Origin of the sequence: Saccharothrix violaceirubra, assembly GCF_014203755.1 — a bacterium.
Classification (GTDB): Bacteria; Actinomycetota; Actinomycetes; order Mycobacteriales; family Pseudonocardiaceae; genus Actinosynnema; species Actinosynnema violaceirubrum.
Genome location: NZ_JACHJS010000001.1, coordinates 5,284,331 through 5,298,827, shown reverse-complemented (window position 1 = coordinate 5,298,827; position 14,497 = coordinate 5,284,331). Strand labels below are relative to the sequence as shown.

Sequence of the window (14,497 nt, the reverse complement as noted above, 5' to 3'; positions counted from 1 at the left end):
TTCGGCGGCGATGATGCCCGCGTGAACTCCACGAACGGGCTGCGCAGGGTCGCGGCCACCCGGTACGTCACGCCCTTCCGCGAAGGCGGCTCGCTGCCCGGCCTGGTCGAGGCGGACGACCTCGGCATGTACGTGCTCAAGTTCCGGGGCGCGGGTCAGGGCGTGAAGGCGTTGATCGCCGAGATCGTCGTCGGCGAACTGGCCCGACGCCTGGACTTCCGGGTGCCCGAGATCGTGCTGGTCGACCTCGACCCGGAACTCGCGCGGGCCGAGCCGGACCAGGAGGTGCAGGAGCTGCTGCGGGCCAGCGGCGGAGTCAACCTCGGCCTGGACTACCTGCCCGGCTCGTTCGACTACAACCCGGTGGTGCGCGACCCGTCCGTCGAGGACGCGACGCGGTTGCTGTGGCTGGACGCGTTGACGCTCAACGTCGACCGGAGCTGGCGTAACCCCAACACCCTGCTGTGGCACCGCGACCTGTGGCTGATCGACCACGGCGCCTCGCTGTACTTCCACCACTCGTGGAATCCCGAGCGCTTCCCGGCGGCGAAGTACCGGTTCGATGCGGCCGACCACCTGATGCTGCCGTTCGCCGGTCCGCTCGCCGGCGTGGACGCCGAACTGGCCGCCCGCGTCACGCCCGAGCTGGTGCGCGAGGTGCTCGCCCTGGTGCCCGACGAGTGGCTCGCACAGGACGAGGTGTTCGCCGAACCGCGTGCCGCCTACGAGCGGTTCTTCGCGGCACGCCTGGCCGATCGCACCTGGGTCGACGAGCTGGAGGCCGCCCGTGTCGCACGTGTTTGAGTACGCCGTGGTGCGGGCCGTGCCCCGGCAGGAACGCGGCGAGTTCGTCAACGTCGGCGTCCTGGTCTACTGCGCGCCGTTGGGCTTCCTGGGCGCACGCGTGCACGTGGACGAGGACCGCGTACGGGCGCTGGACCCGTTCCTGGACGTCGAGATCCTCAGGAGCAGCTTGTCGCACCTCACGGCGTCCTGCGACGGCCTGTCGGCCGCCGGGCCGGTGTCGCGCACGACGGTCGGGCAGCGGTTCCGGTGGCTCACGGCGCCGCGCAGCACGATCGTGCAGACCTCGCCCGCGCACACCGGTCTGACCGCCGACCCGGAGGCCGAGTTGGACCGGCTGCTCGACGCGCTGGTGCGCCCGCCGTCCCATTAGGGTGGCAACCACTTTCGCCACCACACGTCTGTTGGTGTGTAGACCTCGACACGGGAGAGTGGATGAGCGCTGGTTATCGACCCAAGCGGAAAGTGCGAGTCGGCCGGGTGGTCGCCGTCGTCCTGGTCGTGCTGCTGGCGTTCGGCATCGGAATGTGGGTGTACGTCGACTCGACGTTGAAGCGCATCGACGCGCTCACCGACTACGAGGGTCGGCCCGCCGACACGCCCGGTACGAACTGGCTGCTGGTCGGTTCCGACGCGCGGGACGACCTCACCGAGGAGCAGAAGACCCAACTGTCCACCGGCGACGCCGGCGGCCGGCGCACCGACACGATCATGCTGCTGCACATCCCCGAGGGATCGGGGAAGGCGACGCTGGTGAGCGTGCCGCGTGACTCCTATGTGGACATTCCGGGGAACGGCAAGAACAAGATCAACGCCGCGTTCGCCATCGGCGGCCCGCGGTTGCTCGTGCAGACGGTCGAGGGCGCGACGGGCGTGTACGTCGACCACTACATGGAGATCGGCTTCGGCGGCTTCGCCGGGATCGTGGACGCGATCGGCGGCGTCGACATGTGCATCGAGCAGCCCATGAAGGACCCGCTGGCGGGTCTGGACCTCCAGCCGGGCTGCCAGGAGTTGGACGGTGCGCAGGCGCTCGGTTTCGTGCGGACGCGGGCGTTCGCGCGGGCGGACCTCGAACGCGTGCAGAACCAGCGCAAGTTCCTCGCCGCGCTGTCGGAGAAGGCCACCGGCTTCAGCGTGCTGGCCAACCCGTTCCGCGCGTTCCCGCTGCTGTTCGCGGCGACGGATTCGATCTCGGTGGCCGACGGCGACCACCTGCACCACCTCGCCGGGATGGCGTTGGCGATGGGCGGCGGCGTGGACACCGTCACCGTGCCGGTGGGCGGTACGCCCACGATCGGCGACGTCGGTTCGGTGGTCCAGTGGGACCGCGACAACGCCCTGCGGCTGTTCGGTGCGTTGGAACAGGACCAGCCGGTGCCGGCCGACCTGCTCCAGCCGCCGGCCTAGTTTTCTCGTCCCGTCCGGCGGCGCCCGATCAGGGCGCCGCCGGACGACGTCGTGCCGGTGGTCCGTCCGGCTCGATCGTCGGTGGCCCTGGCTCTCGGCCCTGGCGGCCGGCACGCCGGTCAGGAGCCCTGGGCGGGCTCCTGGGCGGCGGCGGGCTCGGCCGCCTCCTGGCCGGCCTCGACCGCCTTGCTGGCCTCGACGATCCCTTCGAACTCGCGCATCAGGTCGTCGTAAATCGGCGTGAGTGACACTTGGTAACCCCCACAAGCTCGTACGTCCCCCGATCGGGCCAAAGTAGCCTACTCGGGGCCGGTTGTCCGCTTCACGCGGTATTCGCAAAAGGTGGTTCGTGTCTCTCGACCGCCCGACTGGCCCGCGGGGGTCGCTGAGTTGTGATGCCCGCTCACATGTGGGCCCAAACACGCCCGAATCGGGAAAATGGTGTCCCCGGTCACAGCGACCTGAATGCACGTGCACTTGGCTCGAACGAGTGGCGAGCGCGTTCACCGATGACTCCCGGTCACCATTGCGCACCGCCCCGACCCGATCGTCACTTGGGACGTTCGCAGTGCTCGGAGGGGTGTCCAACCGATCGGGGAGTTTCGCGGTTCTTGCCACGGGTAGCTGAATGGTCGCCGGTGAAGTTCGCACTCACAGGTGATTTACCTTCACCCGGCGTGAGGTGAAGGCTTCCCGCGTGACTGAGCAACGGCGCTCGAAGCCCATCGACCAGGGGCTCGACCTCATCAGACGGATTCAACGGCTGGCGGACCGCGCGGAGCGCACCGCCTTCGACCACTCGAACCTCGTCGGCCCACCACCGTCCCAGGAGCACCTCGACATCCTGGCCGAGATCAGGGCGTTGTCCCGGCAGGCGGTCGCGGACCGGGCGAAGGCCGACCCGCTGCCTCGCCAGGCCGACCCGGCGCCGGGGGAGAACCGGCCGACCGGCAAACCACTGGCGACCGGCGCGCGCTGACCCTGCCCCGCTCACCACATGCCGCGGGCCGGGCGCGACACGCACCCGGCCCGCAGCGCACGACGAGGACTACTTGCGCCGCACCAGTTTCACGAGGCTCTTGAACGTCTCCTCGAGACCCGACGAGAACGGGTTGTCGTTGACCAGGTAGGTCCACGTCGTGTTCGGCCGCTTCACACCCGCCTCGGCCAGGTGGGCGCCGTCCTCGTCGATCTTCGCCTTGACGAACGTCTCCTCGGCCTCCTCCCACGCGTCCGGCGCGATCCGGTGGTACTGGGGGATCGCCTCGCGGTGGAACTCGTCGAGCGGGTTCTGCCGCGCCAACGCACGCAGGTGGATGCCCTCACGCAGGTCGGTCAGGAACACCAGGTGGTCGGTCCAGCGCTGGTCGAGGTGGTGCAGCGCGATCAACCGGGCCGCGCGGACGCGGATCTCCTCGTCCAGCTCGTCCAGCTCTTCGGCCCGCTCGGGCTTGCGCTCGGCCAGTTCCTTCCACGCCAGGTCCGAGGTGAGCACCCGGTCGCGGAACTCCAGCAGCAGCGTGCGCTGGTGCTCGACCAACTTGCTGTAGCGCCAGGTGTTCCGGTGGATCTCGAGCTGCACGCCCTCGGCCACGCGCTGCGCGTGGTCCACGGTGTGCAGCGTGCCCAGGTCCAGGATGCGGCCGTCGTCCTCGACCTCGGCCGGCTCGTCGTGGTCGGGCACGTACTGCGTGACCAGTTCGTCCTGCAACGACGAGAAGAACACCGAACCGCCGGGGTCGCCCTGCCGGCCCGCGCGTCCGCGCAACTGGTCGTCCAGGCGGGAGAACGGGTGTCGGCCGGTGCCGATCACGTACAGGCCGCCCAGCTCGGCGATGCGCTCGCGGTCGGTCTGGTCGTGGCCGCCGAGCCGGATGTCCGTACCCCGGCCGGCCATCTGGGTCGAGACCGTGACCCGGCCGAACGAGCCCGCGTCCGCGATGATCGCCGCCTCCTCGGCGTCGTTCTTCGCGTTGAGGACGACGCACTCCAGGCCCGCCTCGGACAGCTTGCGCGACAGCCGCTCGGACTCGGCGACGTCGAGCGTGCCCACGAGGATCGGCCGGCCGGACTCGTGGACCTCCTTGATCTCCTCGACGATCGCGGCTTCCTTCAGCTCCAGCGTCGTGTACAGGCGGGCGTCCTCGTCCTCGCGCACGCACTCCACGTTCGGCGGGATCACCAGCACTTCGAGCGAGTAGAAGTCGCGTAGCTGCTCGGCGACGGCCACCGCGGTACCGGTCATGCCGCACACCGTGGGGTAGCGGCTCAGCAGCGCCTGCACGGTGACCGAGTCGAGCACCTCGCCGCTGTCGGTGGTCTGCACCGACTCCTTGGCCTCGACCGCCGCCTGGAGACCGTCCGGCCAGCGCTGGAGGTTCGCGATCCGGCCGCGGGTGTCGTTGATCAGGTGCACCTTGCCGTCGCGGACGATGTAGTCGACGTCCCGGTGCAGCAGGACCTGCGCGTGCAGCGCGACGTTGACCTTGCTCAGCGTCGTGGACACGTGCTCGTCGGAGTACAGGTCGATGCCGCCGAGTTCGCGCTCGACCAGCTCGCTGCCCGCGCCGGTGAGGTAGACGTTGCGCTCTTCGTCGTCGATCTCGAAGTGCAGGTCCCGGCGCAACCGCTTGACCAGGGCGGCGAGCGCGGGGTCGGCGGACGGGCCGGCCGTGGAACCGGCGAGCACCAGCGGCACGCGGGCCTCGTCGACCAGCACGGAGTCCGCCTCGTCGACCAGGGCCACGCGCGGCTCCGGCACGATCCGGTCCGCCTCGTCGGTGGCCAGCCGGTCGCGCAGCACGTCGAAGCCGATCTCGCTGACCGGCGCGTAGGTGACCTCGGCCGCGTACCCGGCCCGCCGCTCCTCGGGCTTGGACGTCTGGCCGATCCAGCCCACGCTCACGCCGAGCAGGTCGTACAGCGGCTTCATCCACTCCGCGTCGCGCTGGGCGAGGTAGTCGTTGACCGACACCACGTGCACCTGGTCGCCGCGCAGCGCGAACCCGGCCGCGGCGATGGCGCCGGACAGGGTCTTGCCCTCACCGGTGGCCATCTCGACGACGTGACCCTCGAGGAGACCGAGCGCGCCGAGGATCTGCACGTCGAACGGGCGCAGCCCGAGCGCGCGGTCGGCGGCCTCGCGCGCGAGCGCGCACACCTCGACCAGTTCGACCCGGCCGAAATCGGACTTCTCGCGCAGTTCGGCCGCGGCGGCGGTCAGCTCTTCGTCGTCCAGGCCGGAGAAGCGGTCGGCGAGCTCGTTGACGTCGACGAGCAGCTTGCGGTATGGCGCGAGGTCCGCCGAGCCCGGCTTCTGCGCGAACCGCCGGAGCCGCTGCTTGAACCGTCCCAGGAGAGTGGTCACGGTCGGGCAACGTACGGCACGGCACCGACGTTCCGCACGTCACCCGGTTGACCGTTCACGATTGACGAGGTGAGGGCTGCTAGGCTGACCGGGTGTGATGCCAGTCACTATCCGTGACGCGGGCTTAGCGTTATTCCACCGGGAACCGATCACTCCACCGAGGCGTCCTTGGGGCAAATCGGCTCCAAGGCCCTGAGGTCGTCCAGGAGGACCACCGTGGTGTTCAAGAGGATGTTGCGCGCGTTCGGTGTCGGCGGTCCCACGGTGGACACGGTGCTGACCAACCCGAACGTCCGCCCCGGCGAGGTGCTCACCGGCGAGGTCAGGATCGCGGGCGGTGACCACGCGGCCGACATCGACGAGGTGAAGCTGTCGCTGGTCACCCGGGTGGAGGTCGAGAGCGGTGACAACGAGTACAACCGCAACGTCGAGTTCGCCCGCGTGTCGGTCGCGCACCGCATCGGCGTCGGCCCCGGCCAGCGGATCGCGCTGCCCTTCCAGTTCCCCGTGCCGCTGGAGACGCCGCTGACCGTCGTGCACGGCCAGCACCTGCACGGCATGACCATGGGCCTGCGCACGGAGCTGGAGGTCCGCGGCGCCGTCGACCCCGGCGACCTCGACCCGTTCGCCGTCCACCCGCTGCCGTCGCAGGAGCACGTGCTCAACGCGTTCGGCGCGTTGGGCTTCCGCTTCACCCGCGCCGACTCGGAGCAGGGCCGCATCCACGGCGTGCCGCAGCAGCTGCCGTTCTACCAGGAGATCGAGTTCCTCCCGCCGCCCCAGTTCCTGAACCGCATCAGCCAGGTCGAGCTGACCTTCGTGACCGACCCGCACCACCTGTACGTGGTGCTGGAGGCCGACCGGCGCGGCGGCCTGCTGCGGGCCGGCGGCGACACGTTCGGGCACTTCCACGTCACCCACGACCAGGCGCAGCGGACCGACTGGTCGGGCGTGTTGCACCAGTGGATGGACCAGGTCGCGGGCCGACGGGGCCTGTTCGGCTGACGTCGGAGTGGGATGATTGACGCCTTAAGACCACCCACTTCGGGAGGCGTCATGAGCATCGAGAGTGTGATCGGCGCGTTGGTCATCGGACTGGTCATCGGATACCTGGGCAAACTCGTCGCGCCCGGCCGCCAGGACATCCCCGTGTGGCTGACGCTGGTCGTCGGCATCGTCGCGGCGTTCCTGGGCACGTTCGTGGCCCGCCTGTTCGGCGTGGCCGACACCGCCGGGATCGACTGGCTGGAGATCGTCTTCCAGGTGATCCTCGCCGGGCTCGGCGTGACGGTGGCGGCGGGCGCCGTGGGCCGTCGTCGACTCGACAGGTAGCGGAATGCGCGGAACGGCCCCTGAAGCCTTCGGGGGCCGTTCTCTTTGTGTGTCCGTGTTCGCCTGACGAGGCTGTGCTCCTCTGGAATCATCCTCACCGGGAGAGACGAGAGGGGTACGGACTGTCATGGGTGAGGGAGAGGCCGCGTTAGAGCGGCGACGGGTGGCCTTCGCCGCGGAGACCGCCGCGACGGTCGCCGATGCCGAGGGACGGGTTCGGGCGAGGTCGACGCAGACGCAGTTCAGCATCGACATCGACAAGGCGCCCCAACTGATCGCTTCGCTGGAGCAGGCGATCGAGAAGCTGCTGAAGGCGTATCGAGACGCCGAGGAGCTGACGAAGAGCCACCCGCCGGGGAAGGACATTTACAGCGGGTTCGCGGCCATGGCCATGCGCAAAGCCGCCGGTGACGAGGAAGGCGGCTACCGGTGGGCCAACGAGAAGGCGCGTGAAGCGCTGCAGAAGACCATCGACAACATCAAGGCAGCCGTTGCCGGCTATCGCCGTACTGAGGGCGTCGCCCACGACGCATTCACCGGGCAAGGGGATCGATGATGAGGCGCACCACTCTGCCGGTGCTGGCTGCCGCTGCCGCGATCCTGATCGCGGGGTGTTCGGAGAAGTCTCCCGGAAGGCCGTCGTCCGTGGCCACCGCCGATTCGGGTACGACTCGGACTCCGGGCACGACCGGCTCATCGTCGGCGAAAGGGGATCTGAACCCCGAGCGCTACGCGGACAAGCCATGCGAACTGCTCAAACCCGCCCAGTTGTCCGGTCTCGGGTCGTTCAAGGCTCCGGAGTCCGACAAGGGCGTGCTTGGTCCGAGTTGCACCTGGTATGCGCAAAAGGTGCTTGAAGGGACCACCTACGAGGTGACCGTCGTGACGGACGGGACCAGGTTCCCCGACATGGTCTCGAACACCAAGGACGAGCCGGTCTTCAGGGAGGCTGAGGTGGCCGGTTACCGCGCGGTGAGTTCCGACGGTACCGACGGCAAGGGGAACTGCGGCACCAGTGTCGAGGTGACCGGCGCCGGTGGTTGGTTCCTGCTGCAAGCGAGTGTCGAGAACAAGAAGTCACCTGACTACACCGACACCTGTGCCACCACCGAGAAGGTCGCCGCCCTGGTCGTGCAAAACCTGAAGGGGTGATCACGCGCGCCGATCGGGACCGGTTCGAAGAGTGATCCGGTCCCAGGCGGTCGCTGTGGAATCCTGGAACGGCAGCCAAGCCGCCGCCCAGCACGGAGGTCGGACAGTGCGACGTACGGTTTTCACGCGCGACCACGAAGACTTCCGCGAGTCCGTCAAAGGGTTCGTGGACCGGCACCTGCTGCCGCGCTACGACGACTTCGTGCGGGACCGGCTGGTCGCCCGGGACGTCTGGCTCGAAGCCGGGCGCCAAGGGCTGCTCGGACTGGAGGTGCCCGAGGAGTTCGGCGGCGGCGGCGCCGGCGACTACCGCTTCAACGCGGTCCTGGGCGAGGAACTCTCCAAGGTCAGCGCGGGCATGGCCAGCTGTTTCGGCGTGCATGCCGACGTCGTCGCCCCCTACCTGGTCGACCTCGGCACCGACGAGCAGAAGAAGCGGTGGCTGCCCGCGTTCTGCGCGGGCGACCTCGTCACCGGCATCGGGATGACCGAGCCCTCGGGCGGGTCGGACCTCGCGGCGCTCAAGAGCACGGCCGTGCGCGACGGGTCGGACTGGGTGCTCAACGGGTCGAAGACGTTCATCACCAACGGTTCCTCGGCGGATCTCGTCGTGGTCGCCGCGCGCACCGACCCGGATCGCGGCGCCAAGGGGATCACCCTGTTCGCGGTCGAGTCGGACATGAAGGGCTTCGAACGCGGGCGCAAGCTCGACAAGGTCGGCCAGCACGAGTCCGACACCGCCGAGCTGTTCTTCGACGACGTCCGCGTCCCGGCCGAGAACGTGATCGGCGAGGTCGACCGCGGTTTCGTGCACATGATGCAGCGCCTGCCCCAGGAACGGATCGGCGCGGCGGTCTCCAACACCGCGCACGCCCGGCAGATCCTCGACGAGACCCTCGACTACACCAAGCAGCGCAAGGCTTTCGGCAAGTCCATCGGGTCCTTCCAGTACAACAAGTTCACGCTCGCCGAACTCGTCACGAAGATCGACGTGACGCAGGCGTTCGTTGACCAGGGCGTCGAGGCGCACGCCCGGGGCGAGCTGACCCCGATCGACGCGGCCAAGGCCAAGTACTGGAGCGCGGACGTGCAGAACGAAGTGCTGGACGCGTGCGTGCAGCTCCACGGCGGCTACGGCTACATGACCGAGTACCGCGTCGCCCGCGCGTGGATGGACGCCCGCGTGACCCGCATCTGGGCCGGCTCCAACGAGATCATGAAGGAGCTGATCGGCCGCGACCTCGGCCTGTGAGTCAGTCCTTGGGCCCGCCCGCCACGTAGACCACCTGGCCGGACACGAACCCGGCGCCCTCGCTGACCAGGAACGACGCCGTGTGCGCCACGTCCTCGGGCGTGCCGATCCGGTTCACCGGCGTCACGGCCGCGACCCCGCGCTCGAACTCCGCGACGGACATGCCCAGGCGTTCGGCGGTCGCCGCGGTCATGTCGGTGGCGATGAACCCGGGCGCGATGGCGTTCGCGGTGATCCCGTACTTGCCCAGCTCGATCGCCAACGTCTTGGTGAACCCCTGGACGCCCGCCTTGGCCGCCGCGTAGTTGGCCTGGCCCCGGTTGCCCAGCGCGGACGTGCTCGACAGGTTCACGATCCGGCCCCAGCCGGCCGCCTTCTGGTGCCGCTGCACGGCCCGGCACATCAGGAACGTGCCGCGCAGGTGCACGCCCAGCACCGCGTCCCAGTCGTCGTCGGTCATCTTGAACAGCAGGTTGTCGCGCAGGATGCCCGCGTTGTTGACCACCACGGTCGGCGGTCCGAGTTCGGCGACGACCCGGTCGACGGCCGCGTCGACCGCGGCGGTGTCGGACACGTCGGCGCCGATCGCGACGGCCGTGCCGCCTTGCGCGCGGATGTCGGCCACGACGTCCGCGCACGCCTCCGAGGTCAGGTCGAGCACGGCCACGGCCAACCCGTCGCGAGCCAGCCTGGCCGCTACGGCCGCGCCGATGCCGCGGGCGGCACCCGTCACGATCGCCACGCGTCGATCCACGTCTCAGTCCTCCCGATCCGGTGAGGACCGGTAACTTAGTGTGTCCGACGCGTCACGCGCCAGGTGCCCCCGACCGTCCACAACGGACGACGGGGGCCGTCCGTCCGGACGACCCCCGTATGCCTGTCGACGCGGACTAGTCGGTCAGTTCCGCCAACGCGGCCTTGACCTTCGCCAACTCGGCCTCCAGCTCCTCCATGCGGGTGCGGTGCTGGGAACGGGCGGCCTCGATGACCTCCTCGATGCCGCCGGCGATGTCCTCGTGCAGCTCCTTGGCCGCGCGGGAGACCGCCGCCGCCGGGATGACCAGACCCGACACGACCCGTCGGGTGCCGTGCACCAGGTCCGCCTGCCACTCGCCGTCCGCGGTGCCGGTGACCGTGAGGGTCAGCTCGACGGTGCGGGTCTTCTTCGCCGTGCTCTTGGTCCGCTTCGCGGGCTTGGCCTCGGGGGCCGGCGCGGTCTCCCCGACGGGCGCGGCCGGCGCCTCGGCGTCCACCTGGTCCTGCTGTTCCACGAGCGTGTCCGCCTCCACGTTCCCGTTTTCCTCTCTGCGCGTCCGGATCGACCCGGCCGCATTCTAGAACACCTGTTCGACGCGGGGTCGAGTGCACCGCACAGCGTAGGGCGTCGATCCGACATCCCGGGAAACGGGACTCACGCCGGGCCGACGGTGCGCTGCCGTTCCACGCCCGACACGCCCGGGACGGTGCCGAGCGCGGCGAGCCGGTCCGGGTCGACCGACCCGACCACCACGCCCAGCGGGTCGAGCACCCGGTCCACGACCAGCCCGAGCGTGCGCAACCGCGCGATCACGTCGGACAGTTCCGCGTCCACGCCGATCGAGACGACGACCGGCACCCGCGTCAAGGCGCCTGCACCAGCCCGCCGCCGACGTCGACCGACGGCAGTTCCAGCCGCCGTCCGGTCTGCGCGAGCCGCGCCCACAGCTCCCACCCGCGTGCCTGGTGCTTCTCGGCGACGAGCGCGGCCACGCCGGCGACGTGCGGTGTCGCCATCGACGTGCCCTGGATGCGGCGGTGGCGGCCGAGCTGCTCCCAGTCCTTGTTCCACGACGAGTACACGTCCACGCCCGGCGCGACCAGGTCGACCTGGCCGATGGTGTCCTTGGTGCCACAGGAGAAGAACGCGATCGCGCGGTTCACGTCGACCGCGCCGACCGCCAGGATCGACGGGCAGTTGGCCGGGTGGCCGACCGGCCGGACCGAGTTCGGGCGCCGGCTCTCGTTGCCCGCCGCCGCGACGATCAGCGTGCCGCGGCCCAGCGCGCGCCGGGCGACCTCCTCGAACACCGGCGACGCGGGCGTGCCCGGCTCGACCGGGGCGCCCAGCGACATGGAGACCACGGCGCAGTCGTTGGCCACGGCCCACGCGATGCCCGCGAGGATGCCGCCGTCGGAGCCGAAACCGGCGTTGGACAGCACCTTCCCGGCGTAGATGTCAGCCTGGTGCGCCACGCCGTAGCCCGGCCCGCCCGAGGGCGCCTTGCGGGGACCCGCGGCTGTGCCGATGCAGTGCGTGCCGTGGCCGTGCGCGTCGTCGACGGTCTCGCCGGTGATGAACGAGTTCGTGAACACCGTGCGCCCGGCGAAGTCCGGGTGGTCGGTGGTGAACCCGGTGTCCAGCACCGCGATCCGCACGCCCGCGCCGGTCGCGGCCGACAGCGTCGCGCCGACCGCCTGGAGGCCCCACGTGTGCACGGTCTCGTCGACGGCGAGCGCTTCCTCGGCGGTCGTCGAGTACGCCTGGACGACGCGTTCGGGCTCGACGACCGAGATCGGCCCGGCGCCCTCGGCGGCGAGGGACAGCCGCCTGGCCTGTTCGGGTTCCGCGTCGACCACGGCGACGCCGAGGTCGTGCAGGATCAGGCCGTCGGCGGCGGCGAGTTCCTCGCTCGTCGCCGAGTCGGCCGTGCTGGTGGCGGTGAGACCGGCTACCCGGTGTAACTCGCGTGCGCCGGCGGCACCCGAGCCGTCGGCTAAGAGGACGAGGTAGCGGCCGGTCGTGGCTCCTGTCGGCTCTGTCATGACGACCCCTTCCGGGGGAGTGGACGGCAGCCCTTTTCCTATGCCCGTCCGGGGTCGTCGTCACGGGGCGTCGACAGGGTTCACGCGGTCGCCGGCTCGGTACCACGCTTTCGGGCTAGGAGCTGTTTGAAGTTCGGATCTAGGTGGGCCCGGTGGTGTGCTGGTTGGGCTGGTAGAACACGGATGTGGCGCGTTTTGATCTGACCGATGCCGAGTGGGCGTTGATCGAGCCGCATATGCCGGTGGCGGCCACCGGGCCGTTGCCACGTCGGGTGCGGGAGCAGTTCAACGGGATCCTGTGGCGGTTCCGCACCGGGTCAGGCTGGCGTGACGTGCCCGAACGGTACGGTCCCTGGTCCACCGTCTACTCCCGGTTCAACACCTGGGCGAAGACCGGAGTGTTCCAGACGCTGATGGAGGCGCTGATCGCCGAGGCCGCCTCCCGCGGACAGGTCGACCTGGAACTGGTGAGCGTGGACTCCACGATCGTGCGGGCACACCACGAATCGGCCGGACTCGCGGTGACCGGGGAGACCCTTGACGCGCTGGAACAGGCGTTGACCGGGGAAAAAGGGGCTCCGTTGCCCGTCCAGCGGAGCGTGCTGCGGGTGGTGCGTCGCGGTCCGCGCCGGACACGACCGACGCGGGCACATCTGCCGGTCGGGACCGTGCCGCCCGTAGGCGCCGTCGGAAGGCGCGGGCTGCGGCGGCCGGGCTCGGCCGGTCCCGGGGCGGGCTGAGCAGCAAGGTCCACACCGCGGTCGACGCCGCCGGGCTGCCGTTGGCGTTCGTGCTCACCCCTGGCCAGGCCGGGGACAGCCCGCAATTCCGGACGGTGCTGGACCGGATCCGGGTTCCCGGCCCGGTCGGAAGGCCGCGCACCCGTCCGGACGCGGTGGCCGCGGACAAGGCGTACTCCTCCAAAGCCAACCGGGCCTACCTACGCCGCCGCCGGATCACGGCTGTGATCCCGGAGAAGACCGACCAGCGGGCCAACCGCAGGAACAAGGGCTCCGCCGGCGGGCGGCCTGTGTCCTTCGATCCCGTGCGCTACCGGCGGCGCAACACCGTCGAACGCCTCTTCCAGAAGATCAAGACATGGCGCGGACTGGCCACCCGCTACGACAAGACACCACAAAGCTACGAGGCCGGACTGCATCTACGAGGAGCCATCATGTGGTTGAAGACCCTTACCCCAACCACATGATCCCAACCCCAAACAGCTCCTAGTTTGGCCAGCGGTTCCACGATTCGTGCGGCCACCGGCCCCAAGATCGCCATGAGCAGCACGTACGCGGTCGCCAACGCGGCCAGCCGACCGTCCACGGCGCCGGACGCGACCGTGAGGCTGGCGATCACGATCGAGAACTCGCCGCGGGCCACCAGCGCGGCACCCGCACGGGCGCGACCGAGTTTGGCGATGCCCTGGCGTTTGGCCGCCCACCAGCCCGTCGCGACCTTCGTCGCCGTCGTGACCACGGCCAGCGCGACCGCGAGGCCCAGCACCGGCGGGATCGACGCGGGATCGGTGTTGAGGCCGAACACCACGAAGAACATCGCGGCGAACAGGTCGCGCAGCGGCTCCAGCATGCGCGTGGCGTTCTCGGCGGTCGACCCCGAGATCGCGATGCCCAGCAGGAACGCGCCGACCGCGGCCGAGACCTGCAGCTGCGAGGCGATGCCCGCGACCAGCAGCGCCGAACCGAGCAGCTTGAGCAGGAACACCTCGGCGTCCGGGCTGTCCACGATCGCGGACACGAACCGGCCGTACTTCAACGCGATCAGCAGCACGATCGTGATCGCCGCCAGCGAGATGCCGACCGCGCTCAACCCGCCCAGGAAGCTCACGCCCGCCAGCACCGCGGTCAGGATCGGCAGGTACACCGCCATCGCCAGGTCCTCGAACACCAGGACCGACAGCACGACCGGCGTCTCCCGGTTGCCCAGCCGGCCGAGGTCGCCGAGCACCTTGGCGATGATCCCGGACGAGGAGATGTAGGTGACGCCCGCCATCGCGAGCGCGCCCACCGGACCCCAGCCCAGCAGCAACCCGACGATCGCGCCGGGCGCGGCGTTGAGCACGATGTCGAGCACGCCTGCCGTCCACGAGCGTTTCAGCCCGGTCATCAGCTCGGCGGCCGAGTACTCCAGGCCGAGCAGGAGCAGCAGGAGGATGACGCCGATCTCGCTCGCGATGTGCGCGAACTCCTCGATGCCCGACAGCGGGACGAACCCGCCGTGCCCGAACGCGAGGCCGCCGATCAGGTAGAGCGGGATCGGCGAGATGCCGATGCGCCAGGCGATCCGGCCGAGCAGGCCGAGTCCGAAGAAGACGGCGCCGAGCTGGATCAGTGCGATCGCTGTGCTGTGCAAGGGGT

General features: G+C 69.9%; 15 protein-coding genes and 1 pseudogene. 10 read left to right on the top strand and 6 right to left on the bottom strand.

The annotated features are described in order from the left end of the window. Window positions 1–21 precede the first annotated feature (21 nt). The 4 genes from F4559_RS24130 to F4559_RS24115 all read left to right on the top strand — a co-directional run bounded on the left by F4559_RS24130 (window position 22) and on the right by F4559_RS24115 (window position 3,193). A complete protein-coding gene (locus F4559_RS24130) occupies window positions 22–804 on the top strand; it encodes a HipA family kinase (RefSeq protein WP_184672312.1) in 783 nt (260 codons plus the stop codon). Then, window positions 788–1,177, top strand: coding sequence for a DUF3037 domain-containing protein (locus tag F4559_RS24125; protein ID WP_184672310.1), 390 nt, complete (start codon window positions 788–790; stop codon window positions 1,175–1,177). Before F4559_RS24130 ends, F4559_RS24125 begins: the two co-directional genes overlap by 17 nt. Before the next feature lie 62 nt (window positions 1,178–1,239). Then, complete coding sequence (locus F4559_RS24120; protein WP_184672308.1) at window positions 1,240–2,214, top strand: LCP family protein; 975 nt, start codon at window positions 1,240–1,242, stop codon at window positions 2,212–2,214. A 697-nt stretch (window positions 2,215–2,911) separates the two neighbouring features. Next, a complete protein-coding gene (locus tag F4559_RS24115) occupies window positions 2,912–3,193 on the top strand; it encodes a hypothetical protein (protein WP_184672306.1) in 282 nt (93 codons plus the stop codon). A gap of 69 nt (window positions 3,194–3,262) precedes the next feature. Here the strand turns inward: F4559_RS24115 and secA2 are convergent, their stop codons facing one another. Then, window positions 3,263–5,581 (bottom strand): accessory Sec system translocase SecA2, encoded by a 2,319-nt coding sequence (secA2, locus tag F4559_RS24110; protein WP_184672304.1) that lies wholly within the window; start codon window positions 5,579–5,581, stop codon window positions 3,263–3,265. 216 nt (window positions 5,582–5,797) lie between these two features. Between secA2 and F4559_RS24105 the strand changes: the two genes are divergently transcribed. The 5 genes from F4559_RS24105 (at window position 5,798) to F4559_RS24085 (ending at window position 9,317) form a co-directional block, all read left to right on the top strand. Then, window positions 5,798–6,586: a sporulation protein gene (locus tag F4559_RS24105; RefSeq protein ID WP_184672302.1), complete on the top strand. Its 789-nt coding sequence runs from the start codon at window positions 5,798–5,800 to the stop codon at window positions 6,584–6,586. Window positions 6,587–6,637: 51 nt separating this feature from the next. Continuing rightward, window positions 6,638–6,913 carry a GlsB/YeaQ/YmgE family stress response membrane protein gene (locus tag F4559_RS24100; RefSeq protein WP_184672300.1) on the top strand — a complete coding sequence of 92 codons (276 nt, stop codon included), beginning with the start codon at window positions 6,638–6,640 and terminating at the stop codon, window positions 6,911–6,913. A gap of 127 nt (window positions 6,914–7,040) precedes the next feature. Next, entirely contained in the window at window positions 7,041–7,469 is a 429-nt protein-coding gene (locus F4559_RS24095) for a hypothetical protein (protein ID WP_184672298.1), read from the top strand. Then, window positions 7,466–8,065: a DUF3558 domain-containing protein gene (locus tag F4559_RS24090; protein ID WP_184672296.1), complete on the top strand. Its 600-nt coding sequence runs from the start codon at window positions 7,466–7,468 to the stop codon at window positions 8,063–8,065. The genes F4559_RS24095 and F4559_RS24090 overlap by 4 nt, the downstream gene beginning before the upstream one ends. Before the next feature lie 106 nt (window positions 8,066–8,171). Then, window positions 8,172–9,317 (top strand): acyl-CoA dehydrogenase family protein, encoded by a 1,146-nt coding sequence (locus tag F4559_RS24085; RefSeq protein ID WP_184672295.1) that lies wholly within the window; start codon window positions 8,172–8,174, stop codon window positions 9,315–9,317. 1 nt (window position 9,318) lies between these two features. On the opposite strand, the gene fabG is transcribed toward F4559_RS24085, so the two are convergent. From fabG to F4559_RS24065, 4 genes are all read right to left on the bottom strand, one after another. Next, window positions 9,319–10,071, bottom strand: coding sequence for a 3-oxoacyl-ACP reductase FabG (fabG, locus tag F4559_RS24080; protein ID WP_184672293.1), 753 nt, complete (start codon window positions 10,069–10,071; stop codon window positions 9,319–9,321). 136 nt (window positions 10,072–10,207) lie between these two features. Then, window positions 10,208–10,606: a DUF6319 family protein gene (locus F4559_RS24075; protein ID WP_312865797.1), complete on the bottom strand. Its 399-nt coding sequence runs from the start codon at window positions 10,604–10,606 to the stop codon at window positions 10,208–10,210. Between the two features lie 122 nt (window positions 10,607–10,728). After that, window positions 10,729–10,941, bottom strand: coding sequence for a hypothetical protein (locus tag F4559_RS24070; protein ID WP_184672291.1), 213 nt, complete (start codon window positions 10,939–10,941; stop codon window positions 10,729–10,731). Continuing rightward, on the bottom strand, window positions 10,938–12,119 hold the full coding sequence (locus F4559_RS24065) for a S8 family serine peptidase (protein WP_184672289.1): 1,182 nt from the start codon (window positions 12,117–12,119) through the stop codon (window positions 10,938–10,940). Before F4559_RS24065 ends, F4559_RS24070 begins: the two co-directional genes overlap by 4 nt. A 185-nt stretch (window positions 12,120–12,304) precedes the next feature. On the opposite strand from F4559_RS24065, the pseudogene F4559_RS24060 reads away from it, so the two are divergent. Next, window positions 12,305–13,326: pseudogene (locus tag F4559_RS24060) on the top strand (IS5 family transposase). On the opposite strand, the gene F4559_RS24055 reads toward F4559_RS24060, so the two are convergent. Then, complete coding sequence (locus F4559_RS24055) at window positions 13,260–14,492, bottom strand: cation:proton antiporter (protein ID WP_246445323.1); 1,233 nt, start codon at window positions 14,490–14,492, stop codon at window positions 13,260–13,262. The pseudogene F4559_RS24060 and the gene F4559_RS24055 overlap by 67 nt on opposite strands. Window positions 14,493–14,497: the final 5 nt, after the last annotated feature.

Excerpts from the sequence above, each read along its gene's own strand:
- F4559_RS24065 (WP_184672289.1), bottom strand. The coding sequence starts at position 12,119 with ATGACAGAGCCGACAGGAGCCACGACCGGCCGCTACCTCGTCCTCTTA.
- F4559_RS24090 (WP_184672296.1), top strand. The coding sequence starts at position 7,466 with ATGATGAGGCGCACCACTCTGCCGGTGCTGGCTGCCGCTGCCGCGATC.
- F4559_RS24100 (WP_184672300.1), top strand. The coding sequence starts at position 6,638 with ATGAGCATCGAGAGTGTGATCGGCGCGTTGGTCATCGGACTGGTCATC.
- F4559_RS24095 (WP_184672298.1), top strand. The coding sequence starts at position 7,041 with ATGGGTGAGGGAGAGGCCGCGTTAGAGCGGCGACGGGTGGCCTTCGCC.
- F4559_RS24120 (WP_184672308.1), top strand. The coding sequence starts at position 1,240 with ATGAGCGCTGGTTATCGACCCAAGCGGAAAGTGCGAGTCGGCCGGGTG.